Source organism: Chitinimonas koreensis, assembly GCF_014353015.1.
Lineage (GTDB): Bacteria > Pseudomonadota > Gammaproteobacteria > Burkholderiales > Chitinimonadaceae > Chitinimonas > Chitinimonas koreensis.
This window is the reverse complement of the sequence record NZ_CP060704.1, coordinates 5069771-5088253: the sequence shown is the minus strand read 5'-3', so window position 1 is coordinate 5088253 and position 18483 is coordinate 5069771. Positions and strand designations below refer to the sequence as shown.

Annotated in this window: 18 protein-coding genes and 1 tRNA gene; 6 read left to right on the top strand and 13 right to left on the bottom strand. The window is 68.7% G+C overall.

Features of this window, described 5'->3' with window-relative positions; genetic code table 11:
* Nucleotides 1-43: 43 nt before the first annotated feature.
* The gene (locus H9L41_RS21510) at nucleotides 44-490 is read left to right on the top strand and encodes a type IV pilin protein (RefSeq protein WP_034607944.1); all 447 of its coding nucleotides are present in this window, start codon (nucleotides 44-46) and stop codon (nucleotides 488-490) included.
* A gap of 128 nt (nucleotides 491-618) precedes the next feature.
* Here the strand turns inward: H9L41_RS21510 and H9L41_RS21505 are convergent, their stop codons facing one another.
* Nucleotides 619-2154 (bottom strand): 2-isopropylmalate synthase, encoded by a 1536-nt coding sequence (locus H9L41_RS21505; RefSeq protein WP_028447710.1) that lies wholly within the window; start codon nucleotides 2152-2154, stop codon nucleotides 619-621.
* Nucleotides 2155-2362: 208 nt separating this feature from the next.
* Nucleotides 2363-3106: a CDP-diacylglycerol--serine O-phosphatidyltransferase gene (pssA, locus tag H9L41_RS21500; protein WP_028447709.1), complete on the bottom strand. Its 744-nt coding sequence runs from the start codon at nucleotides 3104-3106 to the stop codon at nucleotides 2363-2365.
* Nucleotides 3107-3285: 179 nt separating this feature from the next.
* On the opposite strand from pssA, the gene asd reads away from it, so the two are divergent.
* Nucleotides 3286-4305: an archaetidylserine decarboxylase gene (gene asd, locus H9L41_RS21495; RefSeq protein WP_308419547.1), complete on the top strand. Its 1020-nt coding sequence runs from the start codon at nucleotides 3286-3288 to the stop codon at nucleotides 4303-4305.
* Here the strand turns inward: asd and ilvC are convergent.
* The 3 genes from ilvC to ilvB form a co-directional block, all read right to left on the bottom strand.
* Nucleotides 4268-5284, bottom strand: coding sequence for a ketol-acid reductoisomerase (ilvC, locus tag H9L41_RS21490; RefSeq protein WP_028447707.1), 1017 nt, complete (start codon nucleotides 5282-5284; stop codon nucleotides 4268-4270). The two genes, asd and ilvC, sit on opposite strands and share 38 nt — an antisense overlap.
* Nucleotides 5285-5364: 80 nt before the next feature.
* Nucleotides 5365-5856: an acetolactate synthase small subunit gene (gene ilvN, locus H9L41_RS21485; RefSeq protein WP_028447706.1), complete on the bottom strand. Its 492-nt coding sequence runs from the start codon at nucleotides 5854-5856 to the stop codon at nucleotides 5365-5367.
* A gap of 13 nt (nucleotides 5857-5869) precedes the next feature.
* A complete protein-coding gene (gene ilvB, locus H9L41_RS21480) occupies nucleotides 5870-7630 on the bottom strand; it encodes a biosynthetic-type acetolactate synthase large subunit (RefSeq protein ID WP_028447705.1) in 1761 nt (586 codons plus the stop codon).
* A 486-nt stretch (nucleotides 7631-8116) separates the two neighbouring features.
* On the opposite strand from ilvB, the gene H9L41_RS21475 reads away from it, so the two are divergent.
* From H9L41_RS21475 to H9L41_RS21460, 4 genes are all read left to right on the top strand, one after another.
* A complete protein-coding gene (locus H9L41_RS21475; RefSeq protein ID WP_187523584.1) occupies nucleotides 8117-8713 on the top strand; it encodes an RNA polymerase sigma factor in 597 nt (198 codons plus the stop codon).
* On the top strand, nucleotides 8682-9050 hold the full coding sequence (locus H9L41_RS21470; RefSeq protein ID WP_028447703.1) for a DUF3619 family protein: 369 nt from the start codon (nucleotides 8682-8684) through the stop codon (nucleotides 9048-9050). The genes H9L41_RS21475 and H9L41_RS21470 overlap by 32 nt, the downstream gene beginning before the upstream one ends.
* A gap of 16 nt (nucleotides 9051-9066) precedes the next feature.
* Complete coding sequence (locus H9L41_RS21465) at nucleotides 9067-9492, top strand: DUF3106 domain-containing protein (protein ID WP_028447702.1); 426 nt, start codon at nucleotides 9067-9069, stop codon at nucleotides 9490-9492.
* Nucleotides 9493-9556: 64 nt separating this feature from the next.
* A complete protein-coding gene (locus H9L41_RS21460) occupies nucleotides 9557-10063 on the top strand; it encodes an RDD family protein (protein ID WP_028447701.1) in 507 nt (168 codons plus the stop codon).
* 120 nt (nucleotides 10064-10183) lie between these two features.
* Here H9L41_RS21460 and H9L41_RS21455 read toward each other — a convergent pair.
* The 8 genes from H9L41_RS21455 to H9L41_RS21420 form a co-directional block, all read right to left on the bottom strand.
* A tRNA-Phe gene (locus H9L41_RS21455) sits at nucleotides 10184-10259 on the bottom strand.
* 53 nt (nucleotides 10260-10312) lie between these two features.
* Complete coding sequence (locus H9L41_RS21450; RefSeq protein ID WP_034607941.1) at nucleotides 10313-10819, bottom strand: hypothetical protein; 507 nt, start codon at nucleotides 10817-10819, stop codon at nucleotides 10313-10315.
* Nucleotides 10816-11439: a hypothetical protein gene (locus H9L41_RS21445; protein WP_028447700.1), complete on the bottom strand. Its 624-nt coding sequence runs from the start codon at nucleotides 11437-11439 to the stop codon at nucleotides 10816-10818. Before H9L41_RS21445 ends, H9L41_RS21450 begins: the two co-directional genes overlap by 4 nt.
* A 289-nt stretch (nucleotides 11440-11728) precedes the next feature.
* A complete protein-coding gene (locus tag H9L41_RS21440; protein ID WP_187523583.1) occupies nucleotides 11729-12958 on the bottom strand; it encodes a hypothetical protein in 1230 nt (409 codons plus the stop codon).
* Nucleotides 12955-14154: a type II secretion system F family protein gene (locus H9L41_RS21435; protein WP_051319343.1), complete on the bottom strand. Its 1200-nt coding sequence runs from the start codon at nucleotides 14152-14154 to the stop codon at nucleotides 12955-12957. The genes H9L41_RS21440 and H9L41_RS21435 overlap by 4 nt, the downstream gene beginning before the upstream one ends.
* Nucleotides 14154-15845 carry a GspE/PulE family protein gene (locus H9L41_RS21430; RefSeq protein ID WP_028447697.1) on the bottom strand — a complete coding sequence of 564 codons (1692 nt, stop codon included), beginning with the start codon at nucleotides 15843-15845 and terminating at the stop codon, nucleotides 14154-14156. The genes H9L41_RS21435 and H9L41_RS21430 overlap by 1 nt, the downstream gene beginning before the upstream one ends.
* On the bottom strand, nucleotides 15842-16444 hold the full coding sequence (locus tag H9L41_RS21425) for a tetratricopeptide repeat protein (protein ID WP_028447696.1): 603 nt from the start codon (nucleotides 16442-16444) through the stop codon (nucleotides 15842-15844). Before H9L41_RS21425 ends, H9L41_RS21430 begins: the two co-directional genes overlap by 4 nt.
* 241 nt (nucleotides 16445-16685) lie before the next feature.
* A complete protein-coding gene (locus H9L41_RS21420; protein WP_157462113.1) occupies nucleotides 16686-18422 on the bottom strand; it encodes a pilus (MSHA type) biogenesis protein MshL in 1737 nt (578 codons plus the stop codon).
* Between the last annotated feature and the right edge of the window lie 61 nt (nucleotides 18423-18483).

The following is an 18483-nucleotide window of genomic DNA, read 5'->3' as shown; positions in this document are numbered from 1 at the left end:
CGGGCTGCGAGCCGGGTAGATCCGGACGGGAAGGCGGGAAGGTATGAAGAAGTCGGCGGGGTTCACTTTGCTGGAGCTGATGATAGTAGTGGCCATCATGGGCATCCTGTTCGCGATCGCGCTGCCGGTCTATTCGAACTACACCTACAAGGTGCGGAAGAACGACGTGCAGGCGGTGCTGCTGCAGAACGCCCAGATCATGGAGCGCTACTACACCGCCAACAACAAGTATTCCTGCGATGCGGACACGGTCGGCCTGATCAAGGAAGCGCCGGTCGATGGCAGCAGCAAATACTACTCGATCGATTTCGACGTGGATGGCTCGACGGCGTCCTGCAGCGACGAGGCCTATCGCCTGATCGCCAAGCCCAAGAACCAGCAGAAGCGCTACGGCGACAATAACGACTTCCTGACGCTCGATTCCGCAGGCCGGCGGAAATGGGATGCCGATCACGACGGCACGATGGAAGACAACGAAACGAGCTGGTAAGCGCCCGGACGCCGCCGTTCATTCGGCGGTCGGATCGCAAATCCGGAGCAGGATCTGCTCGAGGAACAATAAGAATGCCCCGCAATGCGGGGCATGTTTTTTGGGCCGGATACTGGACCAAGGCCGCCTTACAGCTGCGGATTGACCCGCTCCGTCCCGCTGCACAGCTTGTTCAAGGCCGACAGGTAGGCCTTGGCCGAGGCGACGATGATGTCGGTGTCGGCGCCCTGGCCGTTGACGATATGTCCGTCGCGCGACAGCCGCACGGTCACCTCGCCCTGGCTGTCGGTACCGCTGGTGACGGCATTGACCGAGTACAGCAGCAGGTCGGCGCCGCTGGCCGCGACCGCCTCGATGGCCTTGAAGGTCGCGTCGACCGGGCCGGAGCCGAGCGCGTCGATCGGCTTCTCGCTGTCGAAATCCTTGATCACCAGGTGGGCGGCAGGTTGCTCGCCGGTTTCCGATACCACCTTGAGCGACACCAGGCGGAAGCGGTCGATGGCCGGATCGTTGTCGGTACCGGCGAACAGGGCGACCAGGTCTTCGTCGAAGATTTCCCGCTTCTTGTCGGCCAGCTCCTTGAAGCGCGCGAAGGCGTTGTTCAGCGCTTCCTCGCTCTCGGGCGAGATGCCGAGCTCGTGCAAGCGCGAGCGGAAGGCATTGCGCCCCGACAGCTTGCCCAGCGTGAGCTTGTTCTGGGTCCAGCCGACCGATTCGGCCGACATGATCTCGTAGGTCTCGCGGTGCTTGAGCACGCCGTCCTGGTGGATGCCCGATTCGTGGGCGAAGGCGTTGGCGCCGACCACGGCCTTGTTCGGCTGCACCGGGTAGCCGGTGATGCCGGAGACGAGCTTGGAGCTCGGCACGATCTGGGTGGTGTCGATGCGGGTCTCTAGGTCGAACACGTCGCGGCGGGTCCGCACCGACATCACGATCTCCTCGAGCGCCGCATTGCCGGCCCGCTCGCCCAGGCCGTTGATGGTGCACTCGACCTGGCGCGCGCCGCCGAGCACGGCCGCCAGCGAGTTGGCGACCGCCATGCCGAGGTCGTTGTGACAGTGGGCGGACCAGATCACCTTGTCCGAACCCGGCGTGCCGGCGATCAGCTGGCGGAAGAATTCGGTGGTCAGGTAGGGCACGGCATAGCCGACGGTATCGGGCACGTTGATGGTGCGCGCGCCGGCCTGGATCACCGCGTCGAAGATGCGGCAGAGGAACGCGGGCTCGGAGCGCAGCGCATCCTCGGCCGAGAATTCGACGTCGTCGGTGTATTCGCGCGCCAGCTTCACCGCCGCCACGGCGGCCTCGACCACCTGGTCGGGATGCATGCGCAGCTTCTTCTCCATGTGGATCGGGCTGGTGGCGATGAAGGTGTGGATGCGGCCGCGGGCCGCCGGGGCGATCGCGGCGCCGGCGGCGCGGATGTCGCGCTCGTTGGCGCGCGCCAGCGAGCAGATGGTGGATTCCTTCACGACTTCGGCGATCGCATGGATCGCCTCGGCGTCGCCCGGGCTCGCCGCGGCGAAGCCGGCCTCGATGATGTCGACGCCCAGCTTCTCGAGCTGGCGTGCGATGCGGATCTTCTCGTCCTTGGTCATCGACGCGCCAGGGCTTTGCTCGCCGTCGCGCAGGGTGGTGTCGAAGATGTACAGCCGCTCGCTCATGATGCGTCTCCAGTACGATGTTTTCGAGTAATGAAACAGCCGCCGGGCCTGGGGCCGGGCGGCTGCTTGTATGCTGTGGCGATGGATTCGGCGCGTTCGGCGCGAGAAACGTTACAGCGGCCCGGCGAGGTCGGTCTCGGCGCGTAGTAGCGGGAAGCGGGGGCTGGAACGAGTCATGCATCGAGAGTAAGAGCCGGTCCGACCTGCGTCAAGCCTTCTGCGCCGGCCGGAAATAGGACCATGCCGCGTGCGCGTAGCCGGACAGGCCATACAGCACGAACAGGGCGAACAGCGCCACCGGCGGGCTGGCGGCGATGGCCACCAGCACGAACAGGATGGGCAGCAGGACGAAGAACGGCACCGTCTTGCGTACGTTCAGCTCCTTGAAGCTGTAGTAGCGGATATTGCTGACCATGGTCAGGCCGGCGAAGGCGGTGATCGCCAGCGCCGACCAGCGCAGCGCCGGCCCGCTCCATTCCATCTCGAGCGAGACCCAGACGAAGCCGGCCACCAGCGCGGCCGCGGTCGGCGAGGGCATGCCCTGGAAGAAGCGCTTGTCGGCCACCTCGAGCTGGGTGTTGAAGCGCGCCAGCCGCAGCGCGGCGGCGGCGCAATAGATGAAAGCGACGATCCAGCCGAGCTTGCCGAAGCCGAGCAGCATCCATTCGTAGGCGACCAGGGCCGGCGCGACGCCGAAGGAGACCATGTCCGACAGCGAGTCGAATTCGGCGCCGAAGGCGCTCTGGGTATGCGTCATGCGCGCCACGCGGCCGTCCATGCCGTCGAGCACCATGGCCACGAAGATGGCCACCGCCGAATATTCGAAGCGGTGGTTCATGGCCTGCACGATGGCGTAGAAGCCGCTGAACAGCGCCGCCAGGGTGAAGCTGTTGGGCAGCAGGTAGATGCTCTGTCGGCGCAGGTCGAGCTTGCGCTTGGCAGTCGGGTACATGGAAGCCTCGTGTGGAATGGGCCGGGCGGCACGGGCGTGGAGTGCGGGCAGGGCGCCCGCCGGGCCGACGATTCTAACCGAGGCCGGGTTGCGGTGTCTTTGCCGCGCGCCCCTGGCGGGGCTTGCGTTAGAATCGCCAGCTCGTCATTTTTCCGGGTGCGATCGTGTCCGAATCGACCATGTCCGAGCGGCTGTTTGTCCTGATGCAGCACCTGATGCCCAAGCTGGCGATCACCCGCGCGATGGGCGCGCTGGCCAGCCAGTCCGACGGTCCGCTGAGCCGCTGGATGATCCGCCGTTTCGCCGCCCGCTACGGCGTGAACATGGCCGAGGCGGCCGAGCCGGACCTGGCGCGCTATTCCAGCTTCAACGACTTCTTCACCCGCGCGCTGCGCGCCGATGCGCGTCCGCTGGCCGACGCGGCGCTGGTCTGCCCGGTCGACGGCGCGATCAGCCAGTTCGGCCGCATCGACGGCGACCAGATCTTCCAGGCCAAGGGCCACGCCTATTCGACCACCGCCTTGCTCGGCGGCGATGCCGCGCTGGCGCGCGAGTTCGAAGGCGGCAGCTTCGCCACCATCTACCTGAGCCCGCGCGACTACCACCGCATCCACATGCCCTGCGACGGCCGTCTGCTGCGCATGATCTACGTGCCCGGCGCGCTGTTCTCGGTCAACCCGGCCACCGCGCGCGGCGTGCCGGGCCTGTTCGCCCGCAACGAGCGGGTGGTCTGCCTGTTCGAATCCGATGCCGGTCCGTTCGTGCTGGTACTGGTCGGCGCGACCATCGTCGGCAGCATGGCCACGGTCTGGCACGGCGTGGTCAATCCGCCGCGGCACGATGCGATCCAGAGTTGGGACTATGCCGACCGCCGGATCGTGCTCAAGCAGGGCGAGGAAATGGGGCGCTTCCTGCTCGGTTCCACCGTGGTGCTGCTGTTCCCGAACAGCCGCTGCGCTTCAATGCCGACTGGGCGCCGGCCCACGCCGTGCGCATGGGCGAACGCATGGCCGATCGGCCGTAGCGGGCCGGCCCCGTCCGGCGACGACCACGGACCGCGGTGCGGCCGGGCCGAAGCCCGGCCTGCCGTTCGATCCAAAGAAAAAAGCCGGCGGATGCCGGCTTTTTTCTTGTGCGCCGCCGCAAGGGCAGCCGCCACGCTCAGTTCTTGCTTTGGTCGACCAGTTTGTTGGCCTTGATCCACGGCATCATGTCGCGCAGCTTCTCGCCGACCACCTCGATCGGGTGCTCGGCGGTCAGGCGGCGGCGTGCCGTCATCGACGGGTAGTTGGTGCGGCCTTCGAGGATGAACATCTTGGCGTATTCGCCGGTCTGGATACGCTTGAGCGCATTCTTCATGGCGGCGCGCGACTGCTCGTTGATGACCTCGGTGCCGGTCACGTACTCGCCGTACTCGGCGTTGTTCGAGATCGAGTAATTCATGTTGGCGATGCCGCCCTCGTACATCAGGTCGACGATCAGCTTGAGCTCGTGCAGGCACTCGAAGTAGGCCATCTCGGGCGCATAGCCGGCTTCGGTCAGCGTCTCGAAGCCCATCTTCACCAGCTCGACCGCGCCGCCGCACAGCACGGCCTGCTCGCCGAACAGGTCGGTCTCGGTCTCTTCGCGGAAGTTGGTCTCGATCACGCCGCCCTTGGTGCCGCCGTTGGCCGCAGCGTAGGAGAGGGCGATGTCGCGCGCCTTGCCCGACTTGTCCTGGTGCACCGCGATCAGCGAGGGCACGCCGCCGCCCTGCTTGTAGGTCGAGCGCACGGTGTGGCCCGGGCCCTTGGGCGCGACCATGATCACGTCGAGGTCGGCGCGTGGCACGATCTGGTTGTAGTGGATGTTGAAGCCGTGGGCGAAGGCCAGCGCGGCGCCCTGCTTGATGTTCGGCTCGACGTCGCGCTTGTAGACCTCGGGCTGGCTCTCGTCCGGCAGCAGGATCATGACGACGTCGGCGCCCTTGACCGCCTCGGCCACTTCCTTGACCACCAGGCCGGCGGCCTCGGCCTTGTTCCAGGACGCGCCGTCGCGGCGCAGGCCGATGGTCACGTCGACGCCGGAATCCTTCAGGTTCAGCGCATGGGCATGGCCCTGCGAGCCGTAGCCGACGATGGTGACCTGCTTGCCCTTGATGAGGGAGAGGTCGGCGTCTTTGTCGTAGAAAACTTTCATGTTCAAAACTCCTGTGAGGGGTGAGGTGCGAGGTGTGAGGTGGGGAGCGCAACTCCTCACACCTCACGCCTCACGCCTGACTAGATTTTCAGAATGCGTTCGCCGCGCCCGATGCCCGAGGCGCCGGTGCGGACGGTTTCGAGGATCAGCGTGCGGTCGACCGCCTCGATGAAGGCGTCGAGCTTGGCGCTTTCGCCGGTCAGCTCGATGGTGTAGGTCTTCTCGGTCACGTCGACGATGCGGCCGCGGAAGATGTCGTTCATGCGCTTCATCTCCTCGCGGTCCTTGCCGGTGGCGCGGACCTTGATCAGCATCATCTCGCGCTCGACATGGTCCGATTCGTTGAGGTCGATCACCTTGACCACTTCGATCAGCTTGTTGAGCTGCTTGGTGATCTGCTCGATCACATCGTCCGAACCGCTGGTGACGATGGTCATCCGCGACAGCGTCGCGTCCTCGGTGGTCGATACCGTCAGCGAATCGATGTTGTAGCCGCGGGCCGAGAACAGCCCCACCACGCGGCTCAGCGCGCCTGCCTCGTTCTCGAGCAGGACGGAAAGAATGTGTCGCATCGCTCTGTCCTCCTCAGCTCAGGTTGCCGTAGTCGCGTTCCTTGGCGACCGGGCCGTGTTGCAGGTTGCGCATGTGCGGCGGCAGATCCATCTGGTTCAGGCCGCGGCCGTTCTGCACCATCGGGAAGACGTTTTCCTTCTGGTCGGTGATGAAGTCCATGAACACCAGCCGTTCCTTGAGCTTCATCGCCTCGCGCAGCGCTGGCTCGACGTCGGCCGGCCGCTCGATCTTCATGCCGACGTGGCCATAGGCCTCGGCCAGCTTCACGAAGTCGGGCAGCGCGTCCATGTAGGACTCGGAGTAGCGGTTGCCGTAGAAGAACTCCTGCCACTGCCGGACCATGCCGAGGTAGCGGTTGTTCAGATTGATGATCTTCACCGGCACGTGGTACTGCTTGCAGGTGGAGAGCTCCTGGATGTTCATTTGGATCGAGGCCTCGCCGGTGATGCAGGCGACCGTCGCGTCCGGGTTGGCGAGCTGCACGCCCATCGCGGCCGGCAGGCCGAAGCCCATGGTGCCGAGGCCGCCGGAGTTGATCCAGCGGCGCGGCTTGGCGAACTTGTAGTACTGCGCCGCCCACATCTGATGCTGGCCGACGTCGGAGGTCACGAAGGCTTCGCCGCCGGTCACCTCGTACAGCTTCTGCACCACGAACTGCGGCTTGATGATCTCGCTGTCCATGTCGAACTTGAGGCAGTCGTGGCCGCGCCATTCGTCGAGTTGCCGCCACCAGCTCGCCAGCACGTCGGCATTGGGCCGGGTGCCGTTCTGCTTGAGCAGCGCGATCATCTCGTCGAGCACGTCGCGCACGTTGCCGACGATCGGGATGTCGACCTTGACGCGCTTGGCGATCGAGGACGGATCGATGTCGATGTGGACGATCTTCTTCGGCGAGGACAGGAAGTGCGAAGGCACCGACACCACGCGGTCGTCGAAGCGCGCGCCGACCGCGATCAGCACGTCGCAGTGCTGCATCGCCATGTTCGCTTCGTACAGCCCGTGCATGCCCATCATGCCGAGGTTGAGCGGATCGGCGCCGGGGAAGGCACCGAGGCCCATCAGCGTATTGGCGGCCGGCACGCCGAGCATGCGGACCAGCTCGCCGACCTGGCGCTCGGCATTGGCCAGCACCGCGCCGCCGCCGATGTAGATCAGCGGACGCTTGGCGTCGCACAGGAGGTTGATCGCCTTCTTGATCTGGCCCGGGTGGCCCTTGGTCGGCGGATTGTAGGAGCGCAGGCTGACGGTCTGCGGATAGTTGAACTCGGTCCGCGCCAGCGTCACGTCCTTCGGGATGTCGACCACCACCGGGCCGGGACGGCCGGTCGTGGCGATATGGAAGGCCTTCTTGATCGCCGGGGCGAGCTCGCGCACGTCCTTGACCAGGATGTTGTGCTTCACGCAGGGCCGCGTGATGCCGACCATGTCGACTTCCTGGAAGGCGTCGAGGCCGATGGCCGGCGTCGCGACCTGGCCGGAGATGACCACCAGCGGGATCGAGTCGAGATAGGCGGTGGCGATGCCGGTGATCGCGTTGGTCGCGCCAGGGCCGGAGGTGACCAGCGCCACGCCGACCTTGTGGCTGGAGCGGGAATAACCGTCGGCGGCGTGCACGGCGCCCTGCTCGTGGCGCACCAGCACGTGCTTGAACTTGTCTTGCTTGAAAATCGCGTCGTAGATTTCGAGAACCGCGCCGCCCGGGTAGCCGAAGACGAATTCGACGCCTTCTGCTTCGAGACAACGGGTAACGATTTCCGCACCGGAAATTTCCATGATGTCTTCCTCGGTAAAGGGGACATAAAACAGCCCGCCGGTTCGTGTGGCCGACGGCCTTGTTCGCGGAGGCATCCCGTGCGTCTGCACGAGCGGGTCCGGGCATCCGGCGCCCTCTACGGGGCGACGAACCGCCGAACCGTTACCGGAACGACCGCGGCATGACTGAGCATGCCAAGCCAACTTGCAACGAATTCAGTGGACTGCAACCAATGCAGCGGAAAAGCCTGATAGGACTTTCGAAACGGCATGCGATGCATGCCGGAGCCATTCGGGCCGTCGCCTCGATGCGCTTGTGGCGCGGGGGCGAACATCGTTCGGGAACGCTGCCGATGGGCACTCGCGAGTGGTCTCGAGCGAATGCCGTCCGTGGCGGATGGGATGGAGCGACCATAGCCGAGCGCCGCCGCCGCGGTCAAGTGCTGCGATGCACCAGCGCGGGGCGCTTTGCTATCATGGCCCGCCTGTCGCTACCGGAAGTCCCTGTTGGCCAGTCCCGATCCATTGTCCGCATTCTTCGCCGAGGTCGAACGGCGCGCCTATCGCCAGGCCTGGTTCGCCGTGCAGGACGAGGACACTGCGCTCGACCTGGTGCAGGACGCGATGCTGCGGCTGGCCGAGCGCTATGCCGACCGGCCGGCGGAAGAATGGCCGCTGCTGTTCCAGCGCATCCTGCAGAACGCGATCCGCGATCACTACCGGCGCAGCAAGGTGCGCTCGATGTGGACCACCCTGCTGTCGGCGCTGTCGCCCTCGCGCGGCGACGAGGACGAGGTCGATCCGCTCGACACCCTGGCGGTCGAGGCCGCCAGCGAGGCGTTGCAGCCGCCGCATGTGCAGGCCGAGCGCAAGCAGACGCTGGCGCTGATCGAGGACTGCGTGGCGCGCCTGCCGCTGCGTCAACGCCAGGCCTTCCTGCTGCGTTACATGGAAGAACTCGATGTGGCGGCCACCGCGGCCGCCATGGGCTGCTCCGAGGGCAGCGTCAAAACCCATTGCTCCCGTGCCTGTCATACGCTTGCGCAGTGGCTGCGGGATAAGGGGTGGAACTGTGAAACCAGACCTTTACGAATCGACCGATGAAGCGCAGGGCCGCCGCGCCGGCCGCGCGCTGCTGGACCGGCCCCTGACGCACCGGCAGGCCGAACGGCTGCGCCTGGCGCGCGAGCGTGCGCTGGCCCGGGCCGGCCACGGTACGCTGGCGCTGCCGGGCGGCCGGCTGGTGCGGCACGGTCATCCATCGCTGCGCTGGAGTGGCCTGGCCGGCCTGGCTCTGTTGCTGCTGGCGTTGACGGTCTGGTGGCAGTACGACCGCGAAGCGCAGCTCGGTGACAGTCTCGATGCGGTGCTGCTGGCCGACGAGCTGCCGCCCGATGCCTGGCTGTCGGACCAGTTGGACGGACTGGGGCAGGAGTCGTGAGGGGGCTGTCGGCACTTTGCTGCTGGCCGGCCTGTTGATCGGCAGCCCGGCCATGGCGGCCGAGCCCTCGCTCGAATGGGCGCAGTTGTCGCCGGCGCAGCGCAGCGTGCTGGCGCCGCTGGCGGCGGAATGGCCCGAATATTCGCACGCCAAGCGGCTCAATTTGATCGGGTTGGCTCAGCGTTACCCGGGCCTGTCGGCCACCGAAAAGGGGCGCGTCGACCTCCGGCTCAAGCAGTGGGCTGCGCTGAGCAAGGAAGAGCGCGCCAAGGCGCGTGACAATTTCCGCAAGGTGCAGAACCTGCCGCCCGAGCAACGTGCCGCGGTGCGCGAGAAATTGCGCAAGGTGCACGGCGTGCAGCCGGCACCGGCGGCGGCGCCCAAACCGACCATGGCCCAGCAGGCCAGCCCGGTTCCGCCCGCGAGTTCGGCTGCGCCCTGATCGGCTGGCGCTGCGCGGCCCGAGGCCGTATCGTGGCGGCCGTTCCTTTTCCCGCTTTCTCCCGATGACCCTCGAACATCCCCTGGCGCCGCGCGGCCGCCGCTTGCTCACGCTGTGCTACGAGAGCCTGTTGCTGCTGGCGATCTCGCTGGCCGGCGGCATGCTGTTCCAGCTGGCCTGGCCCGGCAATGGCAGCGACGCGGTCCGCCGCTACGTCGAGTTCGCCTACTGGATGACCCTGCTGTTCGGCTATTTCGCCTGGTGCTGGCGGCGCAGCGGCCAGACGCTGGCGATGAAGACCTGGCGGCTGCGCCTGGTGGCGGAAGGCGGCGGTGCGCCGGGTTGGCGTGCGATGACCATCCGCTTCGCACTGGCGCTGGTCTTCTATGGGCCGCTGGTGCCGGTCTGGCTGTGGGTGCGCCACAATCCCGACATGAAATGGCTGCAATGGGCGACGTATGCCTGGTTCGCGCTGCCCTGGCTGTGGACCTGGCTCGATCGCGAGCGGCAGTTGCTGCACGATCGCCTGGCCGGTACGCGGGTCGTGCTGCTGCCGATCGCGCGCGACTGAGAACGTCGCTTTGCCGGACCGGCGCGATGCCGGTCCGGCGTCATTGATCCGGCCGGTGTAACGTCTGGCCCGGAATGCAAAAAGCCCGCTCGGTGAGCGGGCTTTTTGCATCGAATTCGGTGGTGGCCAGTCGCGGAATCGAACCACGGACACGCGGATTTTCAATCCGCTGCTCTACCAACTGAGCTAACTGGCCCCGAAAGAGCGCGCATTAAACAGGAAAGGCGGCAGAGCGTCAAGCGCCGTTGTTCATGGATTTGCGGCCGGCCTGGATCGGCGGTCGACGGGCGCACGCTCCGGTGCGGTATCCGCAGTCCGCCGGAGCAGTTGGCGCAGCAGGTCGTCGAGGCCGGCTGCGGTTGCTTCGTAGCGTTCGCGTGGCCTGTCCTGGCCGGGCTCGAGCGTCTGGCCCACCTTGAGGTGGATCGCTTGCCGCTGCGCATTGGCCGTGGCGATACGTAGCCGCTGCCTGCCGTCGGGTTCGAGGCGCAGGCCCGGCCGCGCCTGGTCGGCGGCGATGGCGCCGTTGATCCAGTAGACCGCCGGCCGGCCCGATTGCTGGATCAGCCCGTCGAAGCGCAGGGCGCGCGATGGCCCGAGCGGGCCGGGCTGCGTGCGCAGGCGGTCGAGCGCGGCGCGCTCCTCGGGCGAGAAGAACAGCCGTCCGAGCCGCGCCGGGGCGTCGATAGTCTCGGCCGCGATGGCGCCGCACAGACAGAATCCGAATAGCAGGGCAGGGCGACGGGTGGATCTCATGGTTTGGCCTCTCCGATGGCGTGTGCGGGCCGGTCGAAGCTGAACAGGCGGCCGCGGCAATGCAGTTCGAGCAGGTAGGGCGGCGTGGCGGCCATGCCGTCGCTGCGCTGCAGGCGGCATTGATCGAGGCGGCCGGTCGGCAACTGGTCCGCGATCCCGTCGAGCAGGGCCAGCAGGTCGGCCTCGTGCAGCAGGCGCGCGTCGAGCGTGAAGGCGTTGGCATGGGCTTCGAGTTCTTCGCCCGTTGGCCGGGTCTGCAGAAAGTTCGCTGCGGCCGGCACGCGTGGCTCGACCTGGGTCGTCAGGCCGGCGGAGCGGCCGTCCTGGCCAAGTCGGTCGAATGCGGCGATCCAGTGTGATCGGCGCTCTGCACCGATGGCACCGTGGCGGACCAGCGCGTCGAAGGCGGCGCGTATGGCCGGGCTGGCGTCCGGGCCCGGCTGCGCGGCGGCCATCCTGGCCTCGGCGTGGGCGACTTCGGCATTCAAGCGCTGGACGCGTCGTAGCGCCTGCATTGCCCAGGCATGGCCGGACCAGGCCAGGGCCGTGCCGGCCAGCCCGCCGACGAGGGCGGCGAGCAGCGCGAGGCGCAGCCGCGGATGCATGGCGCGAAGCTTCATCGCCAATCCTCCGGTGGGATGGCCGGTGCACGAACGAGCTTGAGCGTGAAGCGGCCATCCGGCGACCGGTCCCTGGCGCTGCGGTCACCGGGCGCTGCGACGGCCAGGCCTGATGCGATCAATGTCCGGGCCAGCCGCCGAGCCGAATCGATCGCGTCGTCCGAGGATGCGCCGGCCCGTCGGGCGGAGAGCTCGATGGTGGTCCTTCGCGCCGGCCTCGTATCGAAGGTGTCGGCGGCCGGCTGAGGCCGTGATGACGGCGCTGGTGCGGCTTCCGGTCGGCGGTCGGTCAGCGCGTCGACTTGCCAGTCCAGTTGCTCGAGTTCGGCCGCCGGCACTTGTTCGAGTGCCCGCGACAGCATCCGCAGGTCGTCGCGCAGGTCCGGCCAATTGTCGGCCAGCGCCCGGTAGCGCAGGACCGCATCCGCCTGCGTCTGCGGCAGGAAGTCCGGCGCGGCGGCGGCCGTGTCCGGACCGGGCAGGCGCCGTTTGGCCTCGGCCAAGCGTTCGGACAAGCGGGCCGCCTGCGCCTGGTATTGCCGCGCTGCCTGCCATTCGAAACCGCCGACCGCGCTGCCGAGCAGACAGAACGACAGGCCGCCGAGCCATAGCCCCGCGCGGCGCGGGCGGCGAGATCGGTTTGGCGCAAGGCCGGGCTCGCATACTGGTTGACCAGGCCATGACGGGCGGCCAGTTGCAGCCAGATCGCTTCGCTCGCATGCGGCATGGCCTCCATTGCCGCATCCGGCCGCAGCGCGACGAAGTGGTAGCGGATCTGCGTGCCGTCGGCGCAATGCGGTCGCAATGCGGCGCCTTCGGCTTCGCTGCACAGCAGCACGACGTCGAGCAGCTGTTCGCGCTCGAGCAGGCGCTGGCTGGCCAGGTATTGCCGTGCCCGCAGGGTCTCGCTGCCGAGCAGGGCGGCCAGCACTGCCGGCCGGTCGTCGTCGGTGCGGGTGAGGCGCGTGAAATGCAGCACGCCGTCGGCCAGATAGCTCTGTCGCAGGCCGCTGCCCTGCTGCCGGCTGACCAGCAGCGCACATGGCGGCAACCCGGCCAGCCGGTGGGCATGCAAGGCAGTCAGGGCGGCCAGCGATGCGATGCCGGCCAGGCGCGCGTCGTGCGCCTGCAGGATGGCGAGCCAGGCTTCGAGCGCCGACGGATTGGTCAAGGCCGCCAGCAATACGCGGTCGTCGCGGCGGCCATGGGCATCGCGCCCGAGCGTCAGCGCGCTGCGGTAGCGCAGGCCGGGGTGATTCGCCTCGAGCCGGCGTTCCATTAATCGATGGCGATCGCGCGCGCCGAGGTGCGGCACGGTATCGACGCGGCAATCTTCATCCTGCAGGTCGAGCAGCAGTCGCCAGCGGGCCTTGCGGTATCGCGCCGCCAGCGCGTCGAAAGCGGCGCGGCCGGCCGCGTCCGACGTGAAGGCTGCGATCGGCTGCAACTGCGCGGCTTGCCATCGCCAGGCCGCCAGCCCGCCGTCGGTGACGAACAGCCACAGCTGGGCCGCGCTCATGGCTTGATCCTGCCGACCAGGTCGTAGATCGGCCCGAGCACCGACAGCATCACGCTGCCGAGCAGCAGGCCGAGCGCCAGCGTCAGCGCCGGCTCGATCAGCACCTGTACGCGGGCGATCGTCTCGCGCACTTCGCGTTGATAGAAATAGCCGACGTTGCCGAGCGTCCGCTCGAGCGCACCGGTGGTCTCGCCCATGCGCAGCATGCGCACCACCAGCGGTGGGAATAGCTCGGCGGCGGCGAAACTGGCGGCGATGCCGCCGCCGTCGACGATGCGCTCGCGGGCACGGCCGAGCGCCGCGGCGATGGCACGGTTGCCGACCACGCCTTCGAGCAATCCGAGGCTTTCGATGATCGGGATGCCGGCGCCGTACAGCAGGGCGAAGTAATGGGCGAAGCGCGCCAGCGCGATGCGGGCCAGGATCGGGCCGACGAAGGGCAGGCGCAGCAGCAGCCGGTCCCGCCGCCGCGCATGGTGCGGGTCGAGCCGGCGCCACAGCCATGCGGCGAGCGGCAGCGCGGCGAGGCCGAGCGCCAGCCAGTGGCCGCGTTCGACCACGAAGTCAGACAGCGCGAGCAGCAGCCGGGTGTTCCATGGCAGCGCCTGCTGCATGCCGACGATGAAGCCGGCCAGCCGCGGCACCAGCCAGGCCAGCAGGAAGATCGTGACGCCGGCCACCGTCAGCGCGACGAACAGCGGATAGAGCAGCAACTGGCGCGTCTGGGCCGCCAGTTCGTCCTGCCATTTGAAGGTCTCGGCCAGGTGGGCGAACACTTCGGGCAGCCGGCCGCTGGCTTCGCCGGCCTGCACCAGGTGCAGCACCGCCGGGGCGAACTGGCGCGGATGGCGGCCCATCGCCTGCGACAGGCTCAGGCCGCCTTCGAGGTCGTCGATCAGTTCGGCCAGCACTTCGCGCAATTGCCCCGGCTCGAGCGCGTCGCGCAGGTCGGCCAGGCCCTCCAGCAGCGGTATGCCGGCCTGGCCAAGCTGTGCCAGGCAGGTGCAGAGGCCGATCAGGTCGCGCCGCCGTACCGGCCGCCGGCCGGTACCGCCGCGGCGGCTGCAGGCGCGGCCGTCGATCAGTTCGAGTTGCAGCCGGGCCAGGCGGGCCGCCAGGTCGGCCGGGTCGAGCGCAGCCAGCTTGCCGCGCACGGTGCGGCCGTCCGGGTCGAGGGCACGGTAGCGGTATTGCATCAGGGCAGGTCCGTCAGGTCGATGACGCGGGCGACTTCGTCGAGCGAGGTCTGGCCTTCGCGCACGCAGCGCAGCGCGTCCTCGACCAGGGCGATGAAACCCTGTTCGCGCGCCTGCCGCAGCAGGGTGCGCAGGCTGGCGCGCTGGGCGACCAGTTCGCCGAGCGCGCCGTCGATGCGCAGCACTTCGAGCACCGCGATGCGGCCGCGATAGCCCTGGCCGTCGCACTGGTCGCAGCCGACGGCGCGGGGCAGCAGCGGCGCGGTGCTCACGCCGAGCAGGCGGCATTCGTCCCAACTGGCGACCGACGCGCCGCAGCAGGCCGGGCACAGCTTGCGCAGCAGGCGCTGGGCGACGACGCCGGCGAGATTGCCGGCCAGGATGTCGGCCGGAATGCCGAGGTCGAGCAGCCGCGGAATGGCGCCGGCCGCCGAGTTGCTGTGCAGCGTGGCGTAGACTTGGTGGCCGGTCATGGCAGCGCGGAAGGCCATCTCGGCGGTTTCGCGGTCGCGGATCTCGCCGACCAGGATCACGTCCGGATCCTGCCGCAGCAGCGCGCGGATGCCGGCGGCGAAGTCGAGCTTGTCTCCGACCGCGGTCTGCCGCACCAGCGGCAGCTGGTATTCGACCGGGTCCTCGAGCGTCATGATGTTGACCCGTTCGCTGTTCAGCTGCTGCAGGATCGAATACAGCGTGGTGGTCTTGCCCGAGCCGGTCGGCCCGGTCAGCAGGATCAGCCCTTCGGGCCGCGCCATGAGGCGCTGCAACTGGGCCTGGTTGTGTTCGGGCAGGCCGAGCGTGTCGAGCGTGCACAGGCCTTTCTGCCGGTCGAGCAGGCGCAGCACCAGGTTCTCGCCGTGCACCGTCGGTTGCACCGCGACGCGGAAGTCGAGCGGCCGGCCCGACAGCGTGAGCGAGATGCGGCCGTCCTGCGGCGCGCGCGTTTCGGCGATGTCGAGCGCCGCCATCACCTTGATGCGGTTCACCATGGCGGGCCAGTAGCTCTTGTGCAGGCTGCGGATCTGCCGCAGCACGCCGTCGATCCGGTAGCGGATGCGGACGAACTGCGCCTCGGGCTCGAAATGCAGGTCGGATGCGCCGCGGTGGGCCGCGTCGGCCAGCAGCGCGTCGATCAGGCGCATCACCGGCTGGCCGGCAGGCGCCGGTCCGGCCTGGCCGGGCGGGTTGGCCGCACCCTGGCCGAGTTCGAGCTCGTTGAGGATGCCGTCGATCGACAGCTCGAAGCCGTAGTGCTGGTCGATCTCGCGGACCAGGTCGGTCTCGGCGGCCAGCACCGGCTCGATCGCATAGGCGTGGTGGAGCAGGCTGCGCACCTGGTCGATGGCGACCAGGTCGTCGGGCTGGGCCATGGCGACGCCGAGCACGCGGCGATCCTCGTCCACCGTCAGCGGCAGCAGCATGAAGCGCCGGGCCGTTTCGCGCGACAGCAGCGCCAGCGCGGCCGGCGCCGGCGTCAGCTGGGTCAGGTCGACCGCTTCCTGGCCGAGCTGCTCGGCCAGCGCATCGCGCAGGTCCGGCCCCGAGACGAAGCCGAGCCGGACCAGTTCGCGGCCGAGCTGGGCGCCGGTGCGGCGCTGCTCGATCAGCGCGATGCGCAACTGGTCCGGCGTGATCATGCCGCGCGCGGTCAGTTGCTCGCCCAGCCAGCGGGTCTTGCGTGGTGGATTCATGGCAGCGCCTCCAGGGCCAGTTGCCGGGCGCGAGCCGCAGCCGGGTCGAAACTGCGGCCCTGTGCCGGCAGCGCGAGGGCCGCGGCATAGCCGAGGGCGGCCTGCCGCCGTTCGCCGAGCGCATCGAGACTGACCGCCAGGTCGTAGGCAAGGTCGGCCTGCCGCGGCGCGGCCCGGCTGGCCAGCGCGTAGTAGCTGCGCGCCTCCTGCCAGCGCTGTTGGTCCGCCATCAGCTGACCGAGCGCAGCGGCGGCCTCGGCGCCGGCCGTCGTCTCGAGCAAGGCCTTGAGCCGGCCTTCGCGCAGCTCCGTCTCGCCGTCGCCGGCCAGGCTCAGCAGGGCGACCTCCACCGCGCCGTCGGCCGGGTTGGCCGCCAGCAGCCGGCGATAGCGCTCGCGCGCCTGCTCCGGCCGGCCCTGCTTGAGCGCGATCGCGGCGAGGCCGAGCAAGGCGTCGCGGTTGGCCGGCTCGCTCGCCAGCTGCGCCCGGTAGTGCCGTTCGGCCAGCGCGTACGCGCCGCTCCGATAAGCCTGGTAGCCCTGCTCGACATGGGCGGCGACCGCGCCTTCGCGCTGCAGGCGGACGCGATCGATCGCCATGCGGGCGGCGCCCGGCTGGGCGTGACCGGCTTCGCCTGCCTTGCCTGCATGCGTTCCGGATCGCGAAGGGGCGGCGGCGTCCGGGCTTCGGTGGCGGCGGCCGAAGCGGGAGGCGCCGTCATGCCGATGCCGGGCCAGGTGGATGCGGGCTCCGCTCGGCCCGTGCCGCAGGCGAGCATGCCGAGCAGGACGAGACGCAGGGCGGCGCGCAGCGCGCCGGAGGGGCCGGGGCGGGCTGCGCTCATGGCTGCGCTCCTTGCGGCAGGCCGGCCGCGAAGGCCGACAGCGCATCGGCCTGGATATCGAGGCTGCGTTCATCGGGCAGGCGCTCGCGATAGGCGGCGAGATCGCCGAGCAGGCTCGGATTGCGCACCACCACCGGCCGCAGGAACACCACCAATTCGGTCTTGCCGACCTGGTCGTCGCGCTGGCTGAACAGGTCGCCCAGGCCCCAGGGCAACCGCGACAGGCCGGGCCAGCCGGCGCGGCTGGTCTGCAGGCTGTCCTGGATCAACCCGCCGAGGATGGCGACCTGGCCATCGGCCAGCGTGAGCGTCGACTCCATCTCGCGCACCTGGATTTCCGGGATCCGGTTGTCGACCGGGCTGCCCATCAGCGTCGGTGCCGGATCGGTGGCGTAGCCGGTGATGCGGGTGATGGTGGGCCGCACGTTGAGCGAGATGCTGCCGTCGGCGGAGATCTGCGGCGTGACGCTCATCACCACGCCGACCGGCACGGTATTGACGCTGGTCTCGAAGGTGGCCGGCGAGGTCACGTTGCCGTCGCCGTTGAGCGTGGCCGGCGAGACCTTGAGCTTGAAGTAGACCTTCTCGTCGACCACCTTCAGGAGCGCAGTCTGGTTGTTCAGCGCCATCAGCTTGGGGCTCGACAGCACGCGTGTCTTGCCGAACTGCTCGAGCAGCTTGATGGTGGCGATGAAGTCGGCGCCTTTGAACAGGCTGCTGGTCGGGTTGGCATAGGTCAGCAGCGCCAGCGGCGTGTCGGCGAAGCGGTTGCCGGTCAGCGACTGGCCGTAGTTGAGCCGGTTGTCGCCGTCCTTGAACACCCGCCAGTCGATGCCGGCCTGGTACTGGTCGCCGAGCGCCACTTCGACGATGGTGGCCTCGATCAGCACCTGCCGCCGTGCGCCGGCCGCGACGCGGGCCAGGTAGTCGCGGATGCGCGCATGTTCGCGCGCGGTGGCGTTGATGGCGACCACGCCGGTTTCCGGATGGACGAACACGTCGGCGGCCGCGTCGGCGTCGCTGCCGGCGGGATTCGGCTGGGCCGGCGCCGGCGGCATCACCATCGCCATCAGCTGTGCCGCGCCGGCCCCGGCATGGGCCACCGCCTGGGCGGCGCGCAGCCGGTCTTCCTGGCGCTGGCGCGCTTCGTCCTGGCGCCTTTCGGCCTGCTCGGCGTTGCGCAGCTGCTCGTTGCGCGCCTCCAGGCTTTCGCTGTCGCGGCGTTGCTGCGCGCTGACGCGGCGGGTCGAGGCCAGCAGTTCGCGCAGGTTCTTTTCCAGCCGTTCCCAGAAACGGTTCTCGGCGGTGTTGCCGATCTCGGTGCCCGAGCTGTTCTGCGCCTGGCTGGCCCCGGCGCTGCCGACAGAGCCGCCGCTGGCGGCCACCGAGGTCGAGATCGTCACCTTGCCGTGGGCGCTGCGCGCGACGTTGATGTAGTCGACCGCGTAGCTGGCGACGTAGGGCCGGTCCGGCACCACGCTGAGCACGCCGTGGTCGAGGCTGTAGCGCAGATCGGCCTGGCGGGCGACGCGGTCGAGGATCTGCGGCAGCGTCTGGTTCAGCGCGTTGAGGGTGACCGTGCCGCGGACCAGCGGGTGGACGTCGACGTCGAGCCGGGCGTCGCGGGCCAGGGCGAACAGCATCTCGCGCACCGGCACCTCGCTGACCACCACGCTGTAGGTATCGAGCCGCGGCTGCGGTTCCGGCGGCGGCAGGAAGATTGGCGGCGGCACCGGTTCGGGTCGGCCCGCCAAAGGCGGTGGCGGTGCTTCGAGGTGGCGGCCGGCCCCGGCT